Here is a 23,251-nt window from a genome sequence, read left to right as displayed (position 1 = left end):
AGTATTCCGAGCGGGATTAGCCACTTTACACCATTTTATCTTGGCAGTTGCGGCAGGAATCTTAAAAAGGAATTAGGAATTGAAAGGGGACTGTAAAGGGGCGATCGCCCGATTTGCCAAGAGATGCCGACCCATTTCCCCCTAAAGATAAAGCTTTACCTCTTGGGCCACCGCGCTATTGTCATCGTTCACCATGCTCTCCAGTACAGCGCGGGCTTCTGGGGTTTGGAAATGTCCCAAGGCCTGCACCACGCGATGGCGAATTTGCCAGTCGGGGTGCGTGGCGTAGGCCGTCAGCAGAGGAATGGCGCGGGGGTCACCCAGTTCTCCCAAAGAGCCGATCGCCGCCGTCCGCACCAGTTCATTGGTAGAGCCGAGGGCTTCTTGCAGCAGGTCAAAGCTCGACGGATCGCCCAGTTCACCCAGCGCCGCGATAATGCTGAACTGCACCAGCCATTCCGCACTTCTGTGATAAAGCGCCTTTAGGTCTTCGTAGGCCGCCGTCAGCTTTAGCGCCCCAATCGAGTCGGCCGCAGCCGCCTGCACGTCGGATTCAGGGTCTCGCAGGCTAGTTCGCAATAAATCCAGCGCCAGGTCGGGGTTTTGGCTGCCCAGGCTGGCCAGTTGGCTGACGGCGGCATAGCGCACTCGCACACTGGCATCCGTGGCGGCAATCTGGATGAGATCGAAAGCAATCGCCGGATCAAGCTGCCGCATTTGGTTCACCGCACGGAGGCGATCGCCAAAATCCCCAGACTCCAGCAGGGCTTTCACAGATTCAGGAGTAATCGTCATCTTCTTAAACTTGGGATTCCTAAAAGACTGGAATTGATTCAGCCGAACGCTATTCCACTGCCAAATGCCGCACGATATCGCCGCGCGTCAAAATGCCAATCACCTTGCCGCTGTCGTCCAGGACGGGCAGGCGCGTCGTGTCTCGGTCGTGCATTAACTTGGCGGCGCTTTGCAGCGTTTGGCTCGGTTTTGTGGTGACGATTTCCTTTTTGCCCGTCATGACTTCGCCAACGGTCTGTCCTAGAGCCTTGTGCAGCTCTCGCTCATGCTTGCCGGGGTTTTCCAGATAAATTACGCTGTCCAAAATCATGATGTAGGGCGGCGGCGTGGGCCCTGTTTCGCGCCACATCAGGTCGGCCTCTGAGAGAACCCCCACCAGCTTGCCATCGGCATCGACCACAGGCAGCCCGCTAATCCGCCGCTCGGCAATCAGCTTGATGGCCTCATTTAGCGGCGTTTCGGGATGCACCACAATCGGGTCGGGAGTCATCACATCAGCAACGGTTACAGTCATATCGGCAAATTAAAAGAACGGTTTGAGGAACGGCTGAAAGCAGGCTCTAGGCTCATTGTAGGGAATGGCGTGATCCAACCCAGAGGCGATTTACAGGTTGTTACATCGGTTGGGCCGATGCCCAAGCATTGATGTGCCTTGCGCGAAACAGCCGGAGGTCGTGGGACTTCCGGCTGCGGGTAGCGGCAATCTTAATACAGCGTTTTTGAAGCTAGTGAGGCACACGGATGGTCAATAAGCCCTTGCCTCGTGAGGCACATGCTGCCCTCACGAGGCAAGAAAATGCTGTAGAAACCATCGAAGCAGGCCGTTAGATACCTGCACCGTTCAGAAATTCTTCAATCACGCGATCGCTCAACCGACACTTTGCCCCCGACTCGGCTGCTGATGCTTCCTGTCGCTCGGCCACTGCATCAAACGACGGAACAACGGCAGCAACTAGCGAACGCTGCGCTGCTGTGGAGCCACTCAGATGCGGCGTTTGCGCCCGCTCCCGTTTCAGGCTTTCCATCTGCTGTTCCAGGCTTTCGATGCGGTCGAGCAGGGCGCGAATCACCTCAGCTTCCGAGTCGGGCAGGCGGTTGTGTTCCAGTGGATCGACCCGTTCGCCGCCGCGATACACCACCCGTCCAGGCACACCAACCACCGTGCAATCGGCGGGCACGTCGCGCAGCACCACAGACCCCGCCCCAATTCGCACGTTATCACCAATGTTTAGGTTGCCCAACACCTTTGCGCCCGCGCCGACAACCACGTTTTCGCCCAGCGTCGGGTGGCGCTTGCCGCTTTCTTTGCCCGTGCCGCCCAGGGTCACGCCCTGGTAAATTAGCGCATAGTTGCCCACGATCGCCGTTTCGCCAATGACCACCCCCATGCCGTGGTCGATAAACACGCCGCTGCCAATCTGTGCGCCGGGGTGAATCTCGATGCCCGTCAAAAAGCGAGCCAGGTGAGAAATCAAACGCGGCAGGAAAGGAAGCCGCATCTGATAAAGACGATGGGCAAAGCGGTGCATCAACAGGGCTTGTAGACCGGGATAGCAAAAGAGAACTTCTAACCAGTTTCGAGCGGCTGGATCTCGCTCAAAGATGACGCGAAAGTCGGCGATGAGTGTCTCTAGCACTAGAAATTAACTCCGATCTTTTCGGAAAGTTCATCCCTTATCTTAACGTTCTGGGGTAAGGCTTTGATAAGCCCCAGACGGGGGATTCTTGGGAAGGATTTTGAGCCGATAAAAGGGGGGCGATCGCCCGTCCAGGGTCTTGCTTAGCTGCTTCGCAATGCCTGCTGCTGAAGCTTGAGCAATTCGCCAATGCCCGTTTCGGCAATATCCAAAAGCTGGTTGAGCTGAGTCCGGCTAAAGCTGCCCTCTTCGGCCGTGCCCTGTAGCTCGATCAGCGCCAATTCTTCCGTCATCACGACGTTGAAATCAATTTCGGCCGCCACATCTTCGGGATAGTCCAGATCCAGAAAGGCTTCGCCGTGCAAAAGCCCCACAGACACCGCCGCGATCTGATGCCGCAGGGGTGAAGCCTCCAGTTCACCCGTGGACAGGAGATGGGCGATCGCATCACATAGGGCCACATATCCTCCGGTAATCGCCGTGGTGCGGGTTCCCGCATCCGCTTGCAGCACGTCTGCATCCACCGTCAGCGTCCGTTCTCCCAGCGCCTTCATGTCTAGGGCTGCCCGCAGACTGCGCCCAATCAGCCGCTGAATCTCCTGCGTCCGCCCCGACAGCTTCATAAACTCTCGCGCCTGTCGCTGGGGCGTGGCGCTGGGCAGCATTCGATATTCCGCCGTCAGCCAGCCCTGGCCGCTGCCTTCCAAAAACTTCGGCACACCCGGCTGCACCGTTACCGTACACAACACCTGGGTTTCGCCACAGTGCGTCAGCACCGACCCCGCCGCAAATCGGGTGAATCGCCGCTCAAATCGAACCGGACGCAGCTCATCTGCCTGCCGCCCGCTGGGCCGTGTCCACGCCATAAAACCATTCGCCTCCAAGAACCTTCATCAGAATATCAGTCTGGTTTGCCTGGGTCAGGTTCGGCTGGGTCAGCGGTTTGAGAAGCCCAGCGGGTGAGACGGGAAGCCACACTACTGAATCGAGCGATCGCCTCACAACCTAGCGCATGATGGAAAGGTTTGAATTTCGGGCAATCTAACGATGGTTTGCCAATTTCAGTTTTAGGATTGCTTAATGATTGGTAGACTACTGCTGAACGAGTCCTGTAACGAGTCCTGTACTAACAAGTGTCCTGAAGGATTTTCAAATCGTCCATCCGTCCTGGTTAGGATGGAGATCGGCGGCGCAATGTCCGCTCAACAGGTTTCCCAAACCGCTAGTTTAGTCCAGAGCATTTAGACAAATTCATACCTACTCATAATCCTTTCGACCTGATTTAACAGACAGATTTAAATTTGCTTAGATTTGACTGATTTAGACCTCTGCATCACGGCGGAAGCCGTCAAAGGGTGAACCTATGCCGCAGCAGTCCTGGTATGACGATGAATTCGATGAGCTAGAGCCGATTCACGCCATCGTGTCTGACTTGTCAGATGCAGACGATCCGCAGTCGCAGTTTTATCGCGGGCTAGCAGGGCGCAGGGGCAAGGCCGCCCTGGCGATGACGATTGTGTGGAGTAGCACGATCGCCCTCCATCTCGTTTCCTGGGGGGCGTGGGTGGTGTATGGTCTAACGGCGCTGATGGGGGTTCACATTTTGCGGCTGATGGCAGCGCGTCCCCGTCCCCTGCCCCACCCGCTGACCAGCGAGAATCCGGCGGATCTGCCTTTTGTATCGCTGATGGTAGCGGCCAAAAACGAGGAGGGCGTAATTGGGCCCTTGGTGCGGGCGCTTTGTGGAATCGACTATCCGGCCAGTCGCTACGAACTCTGGGTGGTGGACGACCACAGCACCGATCGCACACCCCAAGTGCTGGACAAGTTGAAAAGTGAGTATCCCCAACTGAAAGTGCTGCGGCGCGGAGCCGAGGCCAGCGGTGGCAAGTCGGGCGCATTGAACCAGGTTTGTGCGCTGGCAAAGGGCGAAATCTTTGGTGTGTTTGATGCCGACGCGGAAGTGCCTGCGGACTTGCTGCGGCGGGTGCTGCCCTTGTTTCAGTCGGCGCGGGTGGGAGCAGTGCAGGTGCGAAAGGCGATCGCCCAGGCCACCAACTATCCCGATTCGGGGAATTTCTGGATTCAGGGCCAGGTTGCTGAAATGGCGCTAGATGCGTATTACCAGCAGCAGCGGATTGCCGTAGGCGGCATTGGCGAACTGCGCGGCAACGGTCAGTTTGTGCGGCGGGCGGCGCTAGAGCGCTGTGGCGCGTGGAACGAAGAAACCATTACCGATGACCTGGACTTGACCATTCGCCTGCACCTAGACGGATGGGACATTGACTTTTTGCCGATGCCTGCGGTGCAAGAACAAGGCGTAACGCGCTTGGGCGGGCTGTGGCATCAGCGCAACCGCTGGGCGGAGGGCGGCTATCAGCGCTATCTCGACTATTGGCGGTGGATCGTCCGCAACCGCATGGGCACTCGAAAAACGATGGATCTGCTGACGTTCTTCATGTTTCAGTACGTTATGCCAACGGCAGCGCTGCCGGATTTGCTGATGGCGATCGCCCGCAGTCGTCTCCCCATCTTTGGCCCGCTCACCGGGTTCACGCTGGTCATGTCGATGGTGGGCATGATGATCGGCCTGCGTCGCTTCCAGACCCGCACCGAGGCCAAAGCAGAACTGGAAGACGTGCGCCGCGGCCGCGCCTATCCCGGTTTCTCACTCCTGCTGCAAACCCTGCGCGGCGCGATTTACATGCTCCACTGGCTGGCGATCGTGGCCAGCACCACCCTCCGTATGTCGATTCGTCCCAAGCGCCTGAAGTGGGTGAAGACGGTGCATCATGCCAGCGACGAGCTTTGGTTGGAAGAAGGATAACGAGGCGTTTCAGGCAGCAAGTCCGTGTTTTAGCGCCACTGCCCCATCCCCCATATTCGCAGCCAAAACGCTAGTATCTTTACAGAACGTTACAACTGTCCAGCGGCTTTTCTACCAGCAGCTTTTCTATGAAATGCATCATCAATCGTCGGGCTGAGTTTTCGGCTAGCCATCGCTATTGGCTACCGGAGCTAAGCGAAGACGAGAATCGACAACAGTTTGGGCTGTGCGCCCAGGCCCCAGGACACGGGCACAACTACGTGCTGTACGTAGCAATGGAGGGCGAGCTAGATGACTATGGCATGGTGCTAAACCTGTCGGATGTGAAGCAGGTGATTAAGCGAGAAGTGACGAGCCAGCTTAACTTTGCCTATCTCAACGACGTGTGGGACGAGTTTCAGCAGACCTTGCCCACGACAGAAAATATCGCACGGGTCATCTGGCATCGCCTCGCGCCCCATTTGCCCATCCTTAACATTCAGCTTTTTGAACATCCCGAACTCTGGGCCGACTACACAGGAAACGACATGGAAGCCTACCTCACGATCAGCACCCACTTCAGCGCGGCACACCGGCTAGCACTGCCGCACCTCACGCTAGAGCAGAACTCAGAAATCTACGGCAAGTGCGCCCGAATTCACGGTCACGGCCACAACTATCACCTAGAGGTAACGATCAGGGGCGAGATCGATCCGCGCACGGGCATGATCGCCGATTTGGTTGCCTTTCAGAACGCGGTCGATGAACATGTTGTGGAACCGTTTGATCACACATTTTTGAACCACGACATTCCCTATTTTGCCAAGGTGGTGCCTACGGCGGAGAATATCGCGGTTCACATCCGCGACCTGCTGGAAGACCCGATTCGGGCAATCGGCGCAAAGCTGCACAAAGTCAAGCTAATCGAAAGCCCGAACAACTCCGCCGAGGTCTACGGGCTGCCCGTGCAGGAGAGCGGGTTATCGCAGGCAGAGGAGCCAGCGCTGGCGAAGGTGTAGCTCACTCTCTACTCTCATTTCCTACTCTGCTGCGCCGCTGCCAATGGCGGGCTGGGTCAGCACAGGCTGCGGGTGGGTTTCGGCTTCGACCGTGTTGCCAGGGGGATTTGTGGCAACCCACAGGAGGGCACTCGTGAGGATGCCGCTGACGCTGATCAGGGCGATCGCCAGATAGTTCACGCGCGATCGCAGTCGGGCAATCTCCTGACGATAGTCCTCCATCACCGCCAGTGCCGCCGTGCGGGGCATCATGTCAGACTCTTGCAGCGAAATGGAAGAGGCGGTGGGGACGGGCACAACGGACGCAATGACCGTAGACTGCTCGACCGGGCGGGTAACCGAAGGCGCAGCGGTTGCCAGGTGCAGCCTGCCATTTTGAGAGAGCGACTGGGCAGGTTGGGCGATCGCCGTCTTGCCATTCGTCTGGTTCGTCTGCAACTCTCTTGGCTGCAACTCCAGCGCCACGGGGCTGTAGGTCGCTTCGTCAGGCGAGATGGGCTGAAGCAGCGGCGCAGAGCCTTCCGATAGCAGAGCCGTTTGATCGGGAGCCACCGCTGCGGGTTGTACCAGTTCAGCGTGTGCCGCCGTTGCCGTCTTTTGCAGTTCTGCCTTGACCGCTTCGGCAGCGGGTTTTGCTGGCTCCTCTGGCTCAAACTGAACCTTGCTGTGGAGCCATTCGGTCAAAAGCTGGGGGACATTTTTGTGGAACCAGCGAATGGCGATCGCCGTAAACAGCGGTTTCGACAATCGTGCTGTGCCCTTGCCCAAGCGGTTCAGCGGGCGAAAGGTCAGCTTCTGGTTGATTAGGTTCACTGCGCCCACGTCATACAGACAGCCCAGAACCAGCTTGACGGTCGCCTCTTCCCGATGAAACAACTGCTCCAGCAGAAACAGCACGTCATACATCCGCTGCTTTTCGCGCTGAATTTCTTCGGGCGACTTGGGCACCTCAGCCAATTTTGCAGAAGCGTTAGTTTTTGTCATCAGAAGCCCCCATTGGGCGATCGCTCATGTTTCCAAAATTTTGGGCAGACTCGCGAACAGCTAATCTAGCGCAACCAGCCTATGGCTTGCCTGATGCATCAGCGCTACTCACCAGTATGCCCAATTTCAGTATGCTTGGGCGGTTCTGATTTTTCCTCGACCCGACGATACAGCAAGGGGTTGACCGCGCTCTCACAAAAGGCAGAAATTCAGCCAATTCACCTCGCCTGTCCTAAACCTTGGGGCTGAAGACCTAGCGGGCGCGGGCGATCACCGTGCGGTGGCGCGGCGTGTTGCAGGTGATGATGGGCGGCTCGAAGCCTGCTTCGACTAGGGCTTGCTCCAGATCGAGCGAAAAGTATTGATCCAGGTATGGCTCGGTGCTTTTAAGCAAGGTCAAAATGTAGGGCGGCATCTTGGCGTAGATGTCCGAGCGGGGGTTCATGTCCATCAGGGCAAACGTGCCGCCGGGCCGCAGCACGCGCCGCGCCTCCTGCAAAATCTGCACTGCCGCAGACTGGGGCAGTTCATGGAAAATCAAAAACGCAGACACCAGATCGAAGGAGGCATCGGGCAAGCCCGTCTCTTCTGCGGCGGCGTGCAGCCAGCGGGGCGCAGGCGCGTCGGGTTTTGGCCCCATGACTTGCAGCGTGTGCAGGCTGCTGGGCTGGCGACCCGTGCGGGCCCGGTGGCGGGCGATCGCCAAAAAGTAGGGCGACAGATCCACCCCCGTCAGCGCTGCCTGCGGGTAGCGGGATTGCAGCGCAAAGGTACTCATGCCCACGCTGCATCCCAAATCGAGAATATCTTGGGGATTTTCGGGGCCCTGCTCCTTTAGGATGTCCAAAAAGCTCTGACGCAGCCGCGTATCACCCTCTGCGCCGCCATCGGGCCAGATGCGGGCATGAACCGCGTGGGCGGCTACTTCCACCTCCATTGCAGGCTCCCAGCCCAGGTTGCCCTCTTCGTAGGCGTGAAAGGAACAGCAATAATAGTCGGGATAAACCAGGTCGGGATTTTGCACCGCCGCCAAGTCTTCTTCCCAGGCGGGCGAAAAGGCCGCGTCTTCGCCCCGCGTCCGCAGCGCTTGCACCTCTTGCCGCCAGTACACGCCGATCGCCTCCGCCCGCTTGATCATCATGTTGCGGGCATTGTGCTTGGCCAACAGCGCCAGGGGCTTGATGGACAAGATCACATTGACTAGCCGTGAAGTCAGCGGCAGCGGGGCAGATTGTGAAGAAAGAGCAGCAGTCATGGACTAAACCTGTGATGTGACCAACGAGATTACTAAGCTGGATTGCTAAACCGTGGATACTAAGCCCCAGATCAACACTGGCTAACGCCATCCCAGGTAAAATTTTAGTCTCAAATGCACTGCAAATACAGCATGGCTCCGCACCGCAAATTGGCGCTTCACGGGCGATCGCCCCAATGCCAAAACCATGCTTTAGCGAACTATCCCATAGGGCAAGTTTCCATTAAACTCTTATCAGGATTTGCATGGTAGCACTCGACACCAGCGGCAACACCACATCAGCAGGGACATCTGCCCACTATGCCCTCTTCTGTTTCTGTCTGCATTCCCACCTATCGCCGCCCCGATCTGGTGTGCGAAGCGGTGAGGTCTGCGCTAGAGCAAGGGTATCCCAACCTGGAAGTTTGGGTGAGCGACGATTCTCCTGATGACCTGACGGAGCAAGCGCTGGCAGGCTGGATTGCCAACCAAAAGGTGCGCTACGTCCACAACAAGCCCGCACTCCGCCAGGCCAGGAACGTCAGCCAGCTTTTTCATCTGGCAACGGGCGACCTGCTGATCCTGCTCCATGACGATGATCTACTCGTGCCGGGGGCGATCGCCAAACTTGCGGCTTGCTTCGAGGCCGATCCGTCCATCAGCGCAGCGTTTGGTAAACAGTATTGGATGGATCACCAGGGTCGTGTAGATCCGGCTGCCTCCGTAGCTCTAAACGCGAAATACCGACGAGTCGCGGCGCGGGCAGGGCGACAATCTTGCCCGATGGAGTCGGCGCTGGTGGCGCAGTTTCCCAATGACGGATTTATGGTGAAAACGGCGATCGCCCGTCAGGTCGGCTATCGCGATCGGGCCGAGGTGGGCAGCGCCTGCGACCTCGACTTTGGGCTGCGGCTGGCGGCTGTATCCGAAGCGTTCTATTTCCTAAACGAATACACAGCCAGCTACCGCGCCACAGACGCATCCATCACTGCCACCCAAAACTATACGCACCTCACCTATGATCTGCTGCGGCGAGTGAAGTTGCCGATCGACCTAGAGCCAGTCCGCCTGGTGCAGTTGCAAAAATACGCCACCCCAGCGGTCAACTGCTGGCTCTCCCTGGGCGATCGCCTCTCTGCATTTCAAGTCTATTGCTCGGCGGGCTATGGCTGGCGCAACCGCCTCTCGCTCAAGGGGCTAGCACAGGGAGCGCTACTACTCTGCCCGCCAGCCCTAAGCCAGCGACTCGTGGCACGTCTACGGGGACTACGAGACTTGCTTACCCACAGCCTGCCCTCTCCCTCTCTAGCCCGGAAGAGCTAGAGCATCAGTGAGATGCCTGAATCAACCATCCATCCAGACTGCTGCCATTCGCAGCGTCAATCTTTAACCAGAATCTTCAAGTCCTCAATCATCAGCGCCAGCAAATTCACGCTGTCGATCTCTGTCGCCACCCAGGCGTTTGCACCCGGTTTGACCTTGTGGCGATTGTCCAGCAGCGTCTTGCCCCGCGTCCATTGACCCAGAATCTCAATTTCCACCTGCCCCCGGCGAAAGCGCAGCGTTTCAGGATAGAACAAATACGCCAGCGTCGAGGCATCGTGTACCAAAAAGCCCTGCTGCCCTTCGGTTTCGCGAAACGCCAGCGCCGTGCCCACCATGAATTTGCACAAGCCCACCACAAATTTAGAAATCGGGCTGGTTGGCGCGACCTCCATTACCTGCTCTGCCATCGCTGGCGTAAACACCACATGGCGCGTCACGTCCAGCGGCAGCACGATCAGATTGTCGCAGGTCGCAAAGACCAACTGCGCCGCCTCTGGGTCGTAGGCAATGTTGAATTCGGCTTCCGGCGTGATGTTACCTGGTGCCACAAACGCGCCGCCCATGATCACAATTTCCTTCGCCAGCTTCAGCACACCGGGCGACTTTTTTTCGGCGGCGGCTAGATTGGTGAGCGGGCCAATGGCGATGATCGTGATTTCTCCTGGAGCCTGCTTCAGTTTTTCGATTAGCACCTCGTCCGAATAGCGGGCGGCTTCGTAGCTCTGGGCGGGTTCCGGCAGCGTGTGCGACAGGTTGCCCATGCCGTCTGCGCCGTGGATATCGCCCGCATCTTCGGCATCACCCTCCGAGCCGCCAATCACGCCCCGCGCCACCTCGATCGACTCATAGCCGCACAGCGCCAGCAGCTTTGCCGCCGCCGCAAAGGTCAGCCGTGCGTGGACGTTACCATCCACTGCGGTCACGGCCACAAGTTCTGCGAGTCCCTGTTTAACCAAGCTCAGCAGCCAGAGAAATGCGAGGCTGTCGTCGCCGCCGGGGTCGGTGTCTAGAATCAGCTTGGGGGTGGAGGTTGCCATAGGGGTTCAGAAGGATTCCAAAACTTATGTGAGACCGTATGCCCGTGGGATAGTTTCGACTGCGTTGCATTGATGCAACGCCAAGTTTGACTCCAAACCTACCAGAATTGCTCTGAGAGTTTTGTTGATCCACGGAAGTTTTTTAGGTTTTGGATTTTGGATTTCGGATTTTGGATTTCGGCTGTTGACGATTGTTGACGATAGTCATGGGAAAGTTTGAACTATTCATCTCCAATCCCTGGGTTAAGTTTTGCGATCGCCCATAGTCATCCAGCAAAACCCTGGCGTAACGTGTGGACAGCCTGGATTCAAGCCTGGATTCAGCAGTTCACCCAGCATTCACCCAGCATTTGAGGCAATTGCCCTATGCCCCGCCCCTCTGTGGTTTTGCCTTGCGATGACGGCGATCGCCATTTAACCAGGGCGATCGCCCCCGTGCGTCAGCTAGCCGCCCCCGATTTTGAAGGGCTGGTGCGAGATGACCGATCGACGGGCAGTTCGCTGGAGCGCGACCAGGGTTGTGCTGCACCGGCTCGACAGGGGCGTAGGACGACAGTCTACGGCGGCGCGGCGGCAGCTAGAACCGCAGCAGCAATGCTGGCCACGCTCTTGCTGCTGGGGTCAGGTTTCAACCAGTCCGCGCTGGCCCAATCGGCCTCCCAGACCGTGCAGCCCGGCCGCAACACCCGCGTCACGCGCCAGGGCAATCGGCTGGATATCTCCGGCGGGCGGCGATCGCGCGATGGTCGCAACCTGTTCCACACCTTCCGCCAGTTTGGGCTGAGCCAGGGCGAAATTGCCAATTTTCTATCCACGCGGGAGGTTCGCAACATCCTCGCCCGCGTCAATGGCGGCAGCGCCTCACTGATCGACGGCATTCTGCGCGTATCGGGCAGCAATGCCAATCTGTACTTGATGAATCCGGCAGGCGTGATTTTTGGGCGCAATGCACGGCTGGATCTAGCAGGTTCCTTTACCGCCACCACTGCCAGCGGCATTGGCTTTGCCAACGGCTGGTTTAGCGCTGTGGGCGATGCAGACTATGACACGCTAATCGGCAATCCGCAAAATTTTGCCTTTGCGATCGCCCAGCCAGGAGCCGTTGTGAATGCAGGCGATTTAGCCGTTGCGCCAGGCAACCACCTGACCCTGCTGGGCGGCACCGTGGCTAATACTGGCACCCTTTCTGCGCCAGAGGGAACCGTCACGCTGGCCAGCGTGCCCGGCCAAAACCGCGTGCGGATCAGCCAGACGGGCAGCCTGCTCAGCCTAGAGGTTCAGCCCAGCGCCTTTCGCAATGGCCCCAACCCGCTGCCCTTGACCCCCGCCAGCCTGCCCGCACTGCTGACGGGCGGCAACGTGACCCACGCCACCGGGCTGGCGGTCAACCCCGACGGCTCGGTATCTCTGACGGGTTCGGGGCTGCCGCTGCCCGCCGATCCGGGCACCACGATCGTCAGCGGGCGGCTGGATGCCAGTTCCCCCAGCAGTACCGGCGGCGCGGTAAATGTGCTGGGCGATCGCCTCGCAGTCGTCAATGCCGAAATCAATACCAGCGGCGCGACGGGCGGCGGGCCGATCCAGGTGGGCGGCGGCTATCAGGGACGCGGTTCTGTGCCCAACGCCCGCCGCACCTACGTCAGCGCCGACTCCAGTCTGAATGCCAGTGCGATCGCCACAGGCCACGGCGGCCCAGTCGTCATCTGGTCAGACGAGGCCACCGCCTTTTCGGGAACCATTAGCACTAGAGGCGGCAGTCAGGGTGGCAACGGCGGTCTGGTAGAAGTGTCTGGCAAACTCAGCCTGGGGTTTGACGGCACGGTGGATACCAGTGCGCCCAACGGTCAGGCGGGAACGCTGCTGCTCGATCCATTCAACATTACTATCAGCGACCTGCCCAACTCTCCGGGGGTCGGTGCGGCGCTGCCAGACATTTTTGCTGATGAGTTTCCAAACCAAACCATCAACGTTTCAGCAGATTCGCTGCTCAATTTTGGCGGCGATATTATCCTGCAAGCCACCAACGACATCACCATCATCGACGGGCTGGATTTGTTCCTGAGCGATACGGGAGGCGTTGGCACGATTCAGTTCGTTGCGGATGCAGATAACAACGGCGCAGGCAGTTTCAGCATGGGCACAAACAATACCCTGACAACGGGGGGACGCAATTTGCTGATTTCTGGTGCATCGATTCGAGCCGGGAATCTCGACACAGGCGGATTTCTCTTTGAAACTACAGGCCAAATCAGCCTGCGGGCACCAGGCGACATTACCGCAGCACGGCTGAGTACGCAGAACTCGCTTGGCTTTGGCGCGGGCCCGGTAAACGTCATCAGCGAGCTAGGCAATGTCTCCGTCGAGTCAATCGATACTCGCAGTATCCCAGGGCCCGAAATTCCGTCTGCTGAGGGCGCGGGTGGCAATGTCACGCTGAGGGGCGATCGCATCCAGGTGACGGGCATTATTGCCGATGCGAACCTCCCTGCACCAACCAGCATTGCCACCCAGGGTAGCAACCCCCTCAATAATGGCACCATTACCATTACCCACGCAGGCGGCCCCGATAATTTCGATTTTGTGGTGGGTGCAGCGGGAACCCCCAACGGCACTCGTGGCAGCCTCTCGACTGGGATTAGCAGCATCAGCAACGACCAGTTCCCGGTCGAGTTCAACGGCAGCATCAACACAGCCACTCCTGGAATCACGATTAGTTCTGTCAACAGTGCCCCGACGCTCGACATTCTCAATTTCGACCAGGGATCGGGACAGCAGGGGCAAACGATTCGGATTTTGGTTAACAATCTAGGATTGTCGGGGAGTGATGCTGACCGAGATACGATTGGTTTTCAAATTGCGGCGATCGCCCCCGGAGTCAGCATCACCCGCGACGGGTCGCCCGTCGGGGTGGGAACCGTGATCAGCCCCAGCGACAGTCTAGACGTGACGCTGCCCAACACAGGCAATGACCTGACTTTTCTGCTAGACGTGTTTAGCGTCGTTGCAACCGACCCCAATGGCCAGGGCGGTGTCCTCAGTCGCTCCCCCGCTCGCCCGGTGCAGGTCAGCGTCCAACCCAGGTCGAATAATGGCGGTGGTAACGGCGGCGGCAATGGTGGCGGTAACGGCGGCGGTAACGGCGGCAGTAACGGCGGCGGTACGGTGCGTCCGCCTCAGCGCAACAGTACTGACAATGAATTCAACGAGGGCGAGGACGACTTTGGGGACGACTTTGAGGATATTGGCGTAATTGGTGACCCCTGGTTTCCCTCCATTGAACCCGATATCTACTACTTTGAAGATGAATTTAGCAGCGAGTTCATTGAGTTCTTGGGGCTAGAGGCAACGCGGCCGCTGTCGCTGGCAGATGGACGGGCGATCGCCTACGCCATTGAACAAGTCACCGGAGTCCGCCCTGGTTTCGTCTATATCAGCTTTGTGCCGCCCCAGTCGGGCCTACTGCGCGAAAGCGTGCCGCCTCAAGACACCGATCAGCTTGAGCTAGTGGTCGTCACGTCGCAAAACACCCTGATTCGCAAGCGCGTCGAAGGCGCAACTCGGGCCCAGGTGATGGCGATCGCCCAGGAATTTCGCAACGAAGTCACCAATCCCGCAAACGTGCTGAACACCCGCTACCTGCAATCCTCCCAGCAGCTATATCAATGGTTTGTCGCGCCCATCAAAGCCGAGCTAGACGAGCGCGAAGTCGAAAACCTGGTATTCTTGCCGCCCGCCGGGCTGAGAGCCTTGCCCTACGCCGCGCTCCACGACGGCGAACAGTTCCTAGTGGAGCAATACAGTGTCGGCCTCATGCCCAGCCTCAGCCTCACCGACACGCGCTACGTCGATATTCGCAACACCCAAATGCTGGCAATGGGCGTGTCCAAAAGCACACAGGGTCAATCCCCCCTGCCATCGGTGCCCATCGAGCTAAACGCGCTGGTGCTAAAGCTCTGGCGCGGGCAGATTTTTCTAGACGAGCGCAGCACCCTGGCCAACCTCCGCGCCGCCCGCCAGCAGCAGCCCTTCGGCATCATTCACCTCGCCACCCACGCCGACTTTGTGGCGGGCAACATCGGCGCGTCCTACATCCAGTTCTGGGATGAGCGACTGGGGCTGGATCAGGTGAAACAACTCGGCTGGAACGACCCACCTGTGGAAATGCTGGTGCTGAGCGCCTGCCGTACCGCGTTGGGCAATGAACAAGCCGAACTGGGCTTTGCCGGACTGGCCGTGCAAACGGGCGTAAAGACCGTCGTCGCCAGCCTGTGGTACGTCAGCGATGCTGCCACCACTGCCCTGATGACCCGCTTTTATGAAAACCTGGCCACCTCTCCGATTAAAGCCGAGGCACTGCGTCAGGCTCAAGTCGCGATGGCGCGGGGCGAAGTGGGCATCGACGAAGCGGGTCGCCTGCGCGGGTTGGGCAGAGTCGGCGACCTAATCTTACCTGCTAGCAGCAGTAGCGAACTGCGCGGGCAAGCCCTGTCTCATCCCTACTATTGGGCTGCCTTTACGATGATTGGCAATCCCTGGTAGACGCAGGAGTAAAAGCAGGATTTGCAGCAGCATGATTGCGCTAGTTTTGCTTCAGGCTGCGCGGCAAAGTTGGCGTCGGTTTACTATTACGGCGAATCATTGTAAATTGCTGCAACGGGGCTAGCTCGATACCCCGCTCATAGCACTTGCCCTGAATATTTCGCCGTAGATCGGACTCGATCATCTCGTCATCGCGGAAGTTATTCGTAAACACATTGATTTCGTAAATCACACCCTGATCTGCAAACTCAATGTTCCGCACAAACGGCTCTGGTTCGGGCAATACGTCCTTCGTTTCTTTGGCTGCCTCAACCAAAATTTCGTAGGCAACTTGCCAGGGCACGTCATATCGGAAACCAACTTCCACAAACACCATTGGCGGCTCGTCTTCTTCGTCTCTCATCGACCCGCCCTGACGAAAATTAGTCACCGTCGTACCCAGCACTTCTGCGTTGGGAATGCTGGCGTAATAGTTTTTGTCAGTGAGAATTCGAGTCACCAATAGCCCTTTTTCAACCACCGTTCCCGCCACGTCACCAATTTCCACTTCGTCACCGAGCTTAAACGCGCGAGTATAGGTCAACAAGATGCCCGCGATGATGTTAGCAATGGCGGAACTAGAACCCAGCGAAATCAGAATCCCCAAGAAGATTGAAATGCCCTGAAAAGCATCGCTGCCTGCCCCTGGCAAATAGGGAAATGCAATGACTGCGAACAGCGCTAGGATGAGGATTTGGGCAATGCGCTCGGTGGGAACCGCCCAATCTCGATCGAAGCCTGGAATGCTGAGATCTCCCTTGTCTATTTCAGAGAAGACAAACCTGGAGAATCGCATTAAATAGATGGCTGCGTATCCTAAGATGACCAGAAAAATCAGCTTGGGCAGGTATCCCAGAAAGCCAAAAAATAGCTGGCTAAAAACCGAAAAAATAGACGAGAAGATGCCGATTGAAACGGATTGGGTTGCCGGAAAAAACGAAAGAACCGTGTTGATAAAAATTGAGATCAGTGTCAGCAGCGCCACGATTCTGAGCAGCCCAGAAAACCGAATTAGATAGTTGGTTGCTTGCTGTGCTGACAGAAGTTCGCGGCTACCCAAGCGCAGGGTGCGAATGCGAAATCGGTCGGAAGATTCTATTTTTTGATCAATCCCCTTGAATAGACGATTAATCAGAGAGAACAGCAGCGCAAAAATGAGCGTGGCGATCGCCGTTTTGCCGAGTCCTGCTAGTAGCTTTTGGGGCGATCGCGTATTGCGATACTCAATCACACCGTCTTTAATTTCTTCGAGATGTCGTCGTGCCAGGGCTTCTCGCGGCATCTCGGCAACATTTGCATCTGCCTGGGTAACCGCCAGCAGCAGCTCTTCCCCTGCCAGAATTTGAGTCACCCCATTGTTGGGCAGGTCATTTAGCCGAAAGTCTTCTAGCGGAATCTGGGAGTTTGTTGCCGCCGCCCGGATTGCTCTGGAGGCTTCGGCGGCTCGTTCGGCGCGGGATTTTGTGCCAATTGAGGCTTCCACGTTAAACAGAGGTTTGCCACCTAGGGTGACGGCTGCACCCTGAGTCGTTCTAGCTGCATCCTGCGGCTCAGACTGCGACTCGTCCGCAGGTTCCTCTGCTCTCGGCTCTGAGCGGGGTGCAAAGATTTCTAGACCATCAATCTCTAGCGCGTGGCTCGGTGCATCAATCAGATGAACAGGCGCAACCTGGCTACCAGCCAGCAAACCACTAGCCAACAAACTGGGGCCAGCAACCCAAAGCAGCGTTAGAAACACAATGCCCAAGGCTTGCAGCCCAGATCTAATCCAGGGAGATCGGGCGTGCGATCGCCCATTCCATGAACCCATTTTCCTAGAAGCTCGCCAGGGTTTCTTCCTTGAAGTCAATTTTTGAAACAAGCTCAAATTTCGCATCTGAATCACATTTTGACAAAACAACCAGGCTGTAAATTTCAGAAAAGCATCCTAAAAAAACTAAGGATAAAAATAACTTCAACCCAGACTAAAACAACCTAAAACAACACAGCCTAAAACTTTGATAAAAATATCATCTTTAGCCACACCCTATGCAATATATCCTATGCAACATATGCAACATAAAGCCAGTCTTCGGAACCTTCCAAGCCGCCCTGAAGTGTTGGCTGGATTACACAATCACTCACAGATTGCGCGTTTAGGGATGCCCTGAGTCACGTCTGGGTTCAGTTTTTGTAGTGTATCAAGTTATTATGCCGCGCGATCGCCTTCTGCCAATTTTACTAACCGCGTTGACCAGTCTTTTGTTTGCAGGCAGCTTCATTGCTGGGAAATATACAACGGTTGAACTCAGACCCATTTTGACTACCTTACTGCGTTACCTGATTGCCCTAGTCTTTCTCTTCAGCCTGTTGATTCACCGCAAACAATCATCACTGCTTGTGCAAAAAAAGGATGTTTTCCTGCTCGCATTGCTGGGCTTATTCGGCGTGGTCGGCTATCCTATCATTTCTTCTTCTTCTTTCTCAGCCTGCGATATACGGCGATCGCCAACACTGCCATCATCCACGCCTTCAATCCTGTCATCACGGGCATCGCGGCGGCGCTGTTGATTCGAGAAAGGCTGACGCTGCAAAACTACTTTGGCGGGGCGATATTGCTCCGCAACGCTGGCGCGATCGCCCTAGTGGGTGTGCTGGCGCTGCGGCTCAAAGGCAACCTCGGCAACTTGGTCGGGCTGCAAATCAACCGGGGCAATAGGCCGGGGCAATAGGCTCTCGCCTTGAAATCTCGATCAGGCGGCTGACTGGCGAAACTGCCCCGTGCCCCGCAGCGCATCCAGAAACACAAACACGGCGGGCGGATGCAGCACGTTTGCCAAGACCGCAGCGCCGATCACCCGCTCTAGCGGCACTGGGAGCGATCGCACCTGCACGCCATCTGGAATCGGCAGCGCCGCCAAGCGGGGCAAAATCGCCGCCCCCAAGCCCTGCGCCACCATGCTGACGATTGTGGAATCTTCTTTGACCTCGTAGGCGACCCGCAGCGTCTGCCCCCAGCGCTCCCAGTGATCGCGCACGGCAGAGGTACATTCGGCGTAGTTGTAGAGAATAAACGACATCCGCGACAGCGCCTCCCAAGTGAGCGGATCTGGCACGGGTTGGCGGCCCGGCGGCAGCAGCACCACAAACTCATCTCGCCCGATTTCCCAGGTGTCGAACTCCTCAGAACGAGGCAGTGGCACTAGCCCGATATCCACTGCCCCTTCCCGGAGAGCCTGCTCTACTGCCAGCGGGTCGTCTTCCGTCAGCGTTACTTCAATCTGGGGAAAGCGCTGGCAAAACTGGGCAATTCGCGGCGGCAGCAGGTGGGTCGCCGCACTGCGAAAAGAAGCCAGCCGCACGCGCCCGCCCTGCAACCCCCGCGCCAGGTTCACTTCATAGTCAATCCGTTCTCGCGCCTGCAAAATCTGCTGCGCCTGCACCAGCACCCGCTCACCCAGCTGCGTCGGGTGTGCCCCAAACCGGCCGCGGGTGAGCAGGGACACGCCCAATTCCTCCTCCAGCGCGGCGATCGCCCGACTCACAGAAGATTGCGACACATCCAGACGAAGCGCTGCGGTCGAAAAGCTGCCCAGTTCGGCCACTGCTACAAACACGCGCAACTGGTCAATGTTCATAAAAACTGCCCACCGAGCTACCCCTAATCTGACACACGGCGAAACGGTATAGCACGGAAAATCTGACACATCCATCCGCTTTTTGCATAGATGCAACCCGCCTTAAGTTTTGTATCTGGCAAAAGCCCCGCGCTAGGGTAGCCAAAAAGCAGCATTGCACAGCTATCCCCCTTTCCCGCCAATCCACCATGTTTGATCTGATTTCCTACCGCAAATTCCGCGACACACCCAGCGTTCGGTTTTTCGACATCACCATTGCCAATTCCAACGCCCGCGACCTCGTGTTTCATGAGGGCCCCGCCGTCAGTCCCAATAACAGCGACGACGGACACTGGCAGTTTTATATGCACCCCAACCAGGAAGACAACCTGCTGGCGCTGTCGGGGGGTCGCACGTTCTATCTGGTGAACTTTTCCTGGGATTACCCATTCCATATCGTGCGGCTAGAGGCCAACGGCAAGATTCTGCGGATTCCGCCAGGGACGTTTCACCGCTCGGTGTCCGATCCCAACGGCTCCCTCGTGCTAAACCAGGCCGTGCGAACCGCCGCCGCGACAGTGGAAAGCGAGTTTCGAGTCTACAACAGCGGCGAGATTCCCCGGCTGCTGCGCGTTACGTCGCAGTCTGCGCCACCCCCAAAAATGCACGGCTTTGACCGGGTACAACTGCGGGTCGCCTAGTCTGAAGAACACAATCTCTTCTGGACCACAAGGTTTGGGCGGCACGGTTCGAGAGTTTTGACTAAGGGCGATCGCGGCTGATGTGCTGCCCGTGGATATTGACCATGTAGGGCACGATGTAGGTGAACAGAGCCGCAGCCCAGCGATCGCCACTCATCCTCCGGTTCACAATCGCTGCGCCGTGGTTGATGATCAGCAAAATGGAGCCGACCGTGAGCGCGACTTTAATCGCCGTCGGCGCAAGCTGTGGGTCGAGCAGGCTCCGCCCGTAGGCTTTGAGCGATCGCACTAGCGAATTAGAGGCAGGTTTCACAGGTCAGTTGCGTCGGCATTGACGCTCAAACACGTTGACCTGATTGAACCAGCCTCAGGTCATCAGTTCGCTATGCACTGATACCAAATGCTCAGCCAGTTTGCTGAGGCGCGATTCTAGGTCGTTTTTGCGGGTCACCAGTTGGCGCACCTTCTGGCAGCGGGCGATCGCCAGACTCACCTGGGGCACACGCTCCGGCGGGCACTCCCGCGACCACACCTTGCCGTCTGCATCCAGCCCACAGAGCCGATAGCCCGCTCGCGGCGACTTGTGAATCATGCCATCGGGTGCAGCGTCGCAAATCGTTTCCACATAGCCCATCAGCGCGTCGATTTCTGCATGGCGGATGAACTCGGCCTCTGGCGGCGGCGGGGTGGTGGGCTGCGACTCTAGCCAGCCGTCGATAATCGGCCCTTCCATGTGCAATTCTTGAATTTCAAGCTGGAGCCGCTGGAGTTCTCGCTGCCAGCTTAGCAGCGTACCCTCAATCTCCCGCAAAATGCCCAGCGCCAGAGCAGGGTCCGTGGCGTGGCGCGGCGCGGCCAGGGGCGCAAAAGGAAAGCCCGGCAGGTCAGGCGTAGCAGGCGCGGCGGGTGATGAACTGGTTTGAGCAAGGGTCGGGGAAATGGGCGCAGACCCGCTTGAGGAGGCGTTTGGGGACACAGCGGGCGCAAGTCCCTGGGAAAGGCGGGGAGAAATGGTATGAGAAACCGTCGGCGCAACAGCTTGGGGGCTGGGGGCCACAGCGGGGCGATATGGCTCCGCAACGCCAGCGTGCCCCCCCTGTGATGCAGGCGGGAGTTTGCCGCCAAACGGCAGTTCTAGCAGCACGGGCGCGGCGGGCTGGGTTGCAGGTTGCGCCACCGATTGCACTACAGACTGCGCCACCGATTGCGCCACCGATTGCGTTTCTGGGGAAACCGTGGACTGTGCCCCTGGCCGATCCGCTCGTGGTTCTGCCTCTGGCAGCGTGTCGAGATGATTCAGCGTGGCTTCGATCCGTTGCAGTCCAGATTTCATGATGGGCGGGGGGAAAGCGGCTGTCGCCATTCTATCGAGGAATTTTGGCAACGGAATATGCTAGAAAGATTCTTCGCAACGTTTGCGCCCTTTTTCTCGCGTTTTTCCCTTCCTCTCACCGTAGAGAATATGCCCATTACGCTGATCACGGGCCCTTCTCGCTCCGGCAAGAGCGAATGGGCAGAGCATTTAGCGCGATCGCGCTCCGGTTCCGTGATCTATGTTGCCACTGCCCAACGCCGCGCCGACGATGCCGAGTGGCAGGCCCGCATCGATCAGCATCAGCAGCGTCGCCCCGCCGACTGGACGTGCCTTGAGGAACCCGTAAACCTTGCTGCCCTGCTGGCGACTGCCGCTGCTGGCGAGTGCTGGCTGGTGGATGCCCTGGGAACCTGGCTGGCAAATGTGCTAGAGCAAGACGAAGACACCTGGCAGAGTACGGTTGCCACGCTGCTGGCTGTGCTGCGATCTAGCCCTGCGGATCTGATCTTGGTGGCGGAAGAGACGGGCTGGGGCGTGGTGCCGGCCTATCCGCTGGGGCGTATCTTCCGCGATCGCCTTGGTTCTCTGACCCGCCGCATCGGGGCGATCGCCCAGTCGGTCTATCTGGTCATGGGCGGCTACGCGCTGGATCTGACGCAGCTTGGGGTGCGGCTGCCGGAGCCTGACAGGGCGACTGAGTGATCGTTAGCCAGAGTATCAGCAGGAGCATCCCAAAAACCTTAAGAAACGCTTCGGTTTTACGCACCCTGTCGCCTGATGGATGCCGATAGGATGGACATATAGAGACAATGCAATTAAGGCAATTTGAGTCGCAGGCTACTTCATCCAGTCGGGGCGATCGCAGTTTCAAGGACTTTGCCCCAGGAGGGCGGTATGGCTTCTCTCGATCAGGTTAGAGATTACTTGGGTTCCTGGTTTCAGCTTGGCAAGCGGGTGATTCTGCCGGGCAACGCAGAGCCGCTGCTGCCCAAAACCGTGTTGCAGGGCGATCGCTACAGCTACGACTTTGCCCTCGCTTGGAACATCCTGATGCAGCATGACCTGTCGCAGTGCTACCTAGAAGGCACGACGCAGAGCATTGCCGACCTGCTCTCGCCCGCCTGGGTGATTGAGTCCTGCGCCCGCTGCAATATGCCCGTGCCGATGCTGGATCTGGGACAGCGCAAGGAGCTTTCCTGCCCCTGCTCCGATCTAGAACTGTGGCCCAATATGGATCTGCCCGCGCCGCGATCGCCCGTCAGCAGCCAGGAACAGCTTGAGCAAATCCGCGATCGCCTGCGGCAAAACACTCCAAAATCCCGCCATTAGCGTTTCTTTGCTCTCGATCGATTGAGAGATGCAGGAAAAATCCGATAGGATTGCCCGAAACCAATGTCTTCCCCTGCGGCTCCTCCCCCTGCCACTTATTTTCCGTTTGCCGATGGACGCTGGCAGATGCGGCTGGGGTTGCGATCGCTCTCTCTCGACCACTGGATAGAAATCGACGACCAGTACGAACGCTATTTGCAACGGAAGCGCGAACTGCTGAGTGAACGCCATGCAGAGGTCTTTGCCGCACTCCCCGGCAGCGAAGCAGCCCAGCAAGAAGTCTTGAATTTACTGGCTGATCATTTGCCCCGGCGATTTCCCCAAGGGTTTACCCGGATGGGCGATCGCCTAATCAATCACCTCACCGGCGAAACCTGGACCGTGGGCGAGGGGGGCGATATGGCTCCGCAATCCGGGCGCGAGTGCCCGCTGGATCTGGCGGGGCGCTGGGTGCAGGAAGATCTCCTGGTGCTGCTGCCGTCGGCGGAGGGAACCTATCGCCTGGTGGCAGGATCGCTCTGCTTTCCGCTCTACTGGCGCTTGGCCGATAAGCTGGGGCATCCGCTGGGGCAGATTCATGCGCCCGTTCCTGGCTATGACAAGACGCTGGAGCGGCCGATGGATAACTTCTTTGCGCGGCTCCAGCCCGATCATCCCGGCTATCGGTTTAACTGGAGCATCGTTGATACGCCGGAGCTATTTCTGGGCGTTCAGCGGAGCCATCCGGTTCCAACCGACATCACGCCGGACAACGCGGGCGATCGCCTGTGGATTCGGGTGGAACGACAGACGGTGCGGCGCTTGCCCCAGAGCGGCGGCGTGCTGTTCACGGTACGCACCTATACCTATCCACTGGCGAGGTTGCAGCAATATCCAGAAGCGGCGGCGGGGCTG

Annotated in this window: 21 protein-coding genes and 1 pseudogene; 10 read left to right on the top strand and 12 right to left on the bottom strand. The window is 57.9% G+C overall.

Translation table 11 applies throughout. The features are described 5' to 3' along the window. Positions 1-141: 141 nt before the first annotated feature. From nblB to IGS16_RS01585, 5 genes are all read right to left on the bottom strand, one after another. Positions 142-795, bottom strand: a complete 654-nt coding sequence (gene nblB, locus IGS16_RS01605; protein ID WP_297082750.1) for a phycobilisome degradation protein NblB — start codon at positions 793-795, stop codon at positions 142-144. Positions 796-844: 49 nt separating this feature from the next. After that, positions 845-1,309 (bottom strand): CBS domain-containing protein, encoded by a 465-nt coding sequence (locus tag IGS16_RS01600; protein WP_068510933.1) that lies wholly within the window; start codon positions 1,307-1,309, stop codon positions 845-847. A 310-nt stretch (positions 1,310-1,619) separates the two neighbouring features. After that, entirely contained in the window at positions 1,620-2,432 is an 813-nt protein-coding gene (gene cysE / locus IGS16_RS01595) for a serine O-acetyltransferase (protein ID WP_297082748.1), read from the bottom strand. A gap of 143 nt (positions 2,433-2,575) precedes the next feature. After that, a complete protein-coding gene (rph, locus tag IGS16_RS01590; RefSeq protein ID WP_297082746.1) occupies positions 2,576-3,298 on the bottom strand; it encodes a ribonuclease PH in 723 nt (240 codons plus the stop codon). Further along, positions 3,261-3,410, bottom strand: coding sequence for a hypothetical protein (locus IGS16_RS01585; RefSeq protein WP_297082744.1), 150 nt, complete (start codon positions 3,408-3,410; stop codon positions 3,261-3,263). The genes rph and IGS16_RS01585 overlap by 38 nt, the downstream gene beginning before the upstream one ends. Before the next feature lie 385 nt (positions 3,411-3,795). Here IGS16_RS01585 and IGS16_RS01580 point away from each other — a divergent pair, with 385 nt between their 5' ends. Together IGS16_RS01580 and IGS16_RS01575 are read left to right on the top strand one after the other, a co-directional pair. Further along, positions 3,796-5,259 carry a glycosyltransferase family 2 protein gene (locus IGS16_RS01580; RefSeq protein WP_297082742.1) on the top strand — a complete coding sequence of 488 codons (1,464 nt, stop codon included), beginning with the start codon at positions 3,796-3,798 and terminating at the stop codon, positions 5,257-5,259. 128 nt (positions 5,260-5,387) lie between these two features. Then, positions 5,388-6,257: a 6-carboxytetrahydropterin synthase gene (locus tag IGS16_RS01575; protein WP_297082740.1), complete on the top strand. Its 870-nt coding sequence runs from the start codon at positions 5,388-5,390 to the stop codon at positions 6,255-6,257. Positions 6,258-6,278: 21 nt separating this feature from the next. On the opposite strand, the gene IGS16_RS01570 is transcribed toward IGS16_RS01575, so the two are convergent. Together IGS16_RS01570 and IGS16_RS01565 are read right to left on the bottom strand one after the other, a co-directional pair. Next, positions 6,279-7,241 (bottom strand): hypothetical protein, encoded by a 963-nt coding sequence (locus IGS16_RS01570; protein ID WP_297082738.1) that lies wholly within the window; start codon positions 7,239-7,241, stop codon positions 6,279-6,281. A 253-nt stretch (positions 7,242-7,494) separates the two neighbouring features. Then, entirely contained in the window at positions 7,495-8,496 is a 1,002-nt protein-coding gene (locus IGS16_RS01565; protein ID WP_297082736.1) for a class I SAM-dependent methyltransferase, read from the bottom strand. A 300-nt stretch (positions 8,497-8,796) separates the two neighbouring features. Between IGS16_RS01565 and IGS16_RS01560 the strand changes: the two genes are divergently transcribed. Next, positions 8,797-9,798, top strand: a complete 1,002-nt coding sequence (locus IGS16_RS01560; protein WP_297082734.1) for a glycosyltransferase family 2 protein — start codon at positions 8,797-8,799, stop codon at positions 9,796-9,798. A gap of 56 nt (positions 9,799-9,854) precedes the next feature. Here the strand turns inward: IGS16_RS01560 and IGS16_RS01555 are convergent, their stop codons facing one another. After that, complete coding sequence (locus IGS16_RS01555) at positions 9,855-10,838, bottom strand: nucleoside hydrolase (RefSeq protein ID WP_297082733.1); 984 nt, start codon at positions 10,836-10,838, stop codon at positions 9,855-9,857. A 366-nt stretch (positions 10,839-11,204) separates the two neighbouring features. Between IGS16_RS01555 and IGS16_RS01550 the strand changes: the two genes are divergently transcribed. Continuing rightward, positions 11,205-15,377, top strand: coding sequence for a CHAT domain-containing protein (locus IGS16_RS01550; protein WP_297082731.1), 4,173 nt, complete (start codon positions 11,205-11,207; stop codon positions 15,375-15,377). Positions 15,378-15,417: 40 nt separating this feature from the next. On the opposite strand, the gene IGS16_RS01545 is transcribed toward IGS16_RS01550, so the two are convergent. After that, the gene (locus IGS16_RS01545) at positions 15,418-17,226 is read right to left on the bottom strand and encodes a mechanosensitive ion channel family protein (protein WP_297082729.1); all 1,809 of its coding nucleotides are present in this window, start codon (positions 17,224-17,226) and stop codon (positions 15,418-15,420) included. A gap of 365 nt (positions 17,227-17,591) precedes the next feature. Between IGS16_RS01545 and IGS16_RS01540 the strand changes: the two genes are divergently transcribed. Both IGS16_RS01540 and IGS16_RS01535 read left to right on the top strand, forming a co-directional pair. Continuing rightward, complete coding sequence (locus tag IGS16_RS01540) at positions 17,592-17,966, top strand: EamA family transporter (protein WP_297082727.1); 375 nt, start codon at positions 17,592-17,594, stop codon at positions 17,964-17,966. Next, a complete protein-coding gene (locus IGS16_RS01535; protein WP_367185702.1) occupies positions 17,885-18,127 on the top strand; it encodes a hypothetical protein in 243 nt (80 codons plus the stop codon). The genes IGS16_RS01540 and IGS16_RS01535 overlap by 82 nt, the downstream gene beginning before the upstream one ends. 21 nt (positions 18,128-18,148) lie before the next feature. Here the strand turns inward: IGS16_RS01535 and IGS16_RS01530 are convergent, their stop codons facing one another. Beyond that, positions 18,149-19,033, bottom strand: a complete 885-nt coding sequence (locus tag IGS16_RS01530) for a LysR family transcriptional regulator (protein WP_297082723.1) — start codon at positions 19,031-19,033, stop codon at positions 18,149-18,151. 188 nt (positions 19,034-19,221) lie between these two features. On the opposite strand from IGS16_RS01530, the gene IGS16_RS01525 reads away from it, so the two are divergent. Next, positions 19,222-19,713 carry a redox protein gene (locus IGS16_RS01525; RefSeq protein WP_297082722.1) on the top strand — a complete coding sequence of 164 codons (492 nt, stop codon included), beginning with the start codon at positions 19,222-19,224 and terminating at the stop codon, positions 19,711-19,713. Between the two features lie 61 nt (positions 19,714-19,774). Here IGS16_RS01525 and nrtS read toward each other — a convergent pair whose 3' ends face one another. Then, positions 19,775-20,002: a nitrate/nitrite transporter NrtS gene (gene nrtS, locus IGS16_RS01520; RefSeq protein ID WP_367185701.1), complete on the bottom strand. Its 228-nt coding sequence runs from the start codon at positions 20,000-20,002 to the stop codon at positions 19,775-19,777. Between the two features lie 78 nt (positions 20,003-20,080). Continuing rightward, positions 20,081-21,046 (bottom strand): hypothetical protein, encoded by a 966-nt coding sequence (locus IGS16_RS01515; protein WP_297082718.1) that lies wholly within the window; start codon positions 21,044-21,046, stop codon positions 20,081-20,083. 129 nt (positions 21,047-21,175) lie between these two features. On the opposite strand from IGS16_RS01515, the gene cobU reads away from it, so the two are divergent. The 3 genes and pseudogenes from cobU to IGS16_RS22260 all read left to right on the top strand — a co-directional run. After that, positions 21,176-21,730, top strand: a complete 555-nt coding sequence (gene cobU / locus IGS16_RS01510) for a bifunctional adenosylcobinamide kinase/adenosylcobinamide-phosphate guanylyltransferase (RefSeq protein WP_297082716.1) — start codon at positions 21,176-21,178, stop codon at positions 21,728-21,730. A gap of 192 nt (positions 21,731-21,922) precedes the next feature. Continuing rightward, positions 21,923-22,357 (top strand): hypothetical protein, encoded by a 435-nt coding sequence (locus tag IGS16_RS01505; RefSeq protein WP_068510961.1) that lies wholly within the window; start codon positions 21,923-21,925, stop codon positions 22,355-22,357. 63 nt (positions 22,358-22,420) lie between these two features. Next, positions 22,421-23,209: pseudogene (locus IGS16_RS22260) on the top strand (DUF3445 domain-containing protein); the annotation flags it as partial. Between the last annotated feature and the right edge of the window lie 42 nt (positions 23,210-23,251).

It is taken from the genome of Thermoleptolyngbya sp. C42_A2020_037 (genome assembly GCF_015272455.1).
GTDB lineage: Bacteria > Cyanobacteriota > Cyanobacteriia > Elainellales > Elainellaceae > Thermoleptolyngbya.
This window is presented reverse-complemented; position numbering and strand designations above follow the sequence as displayed.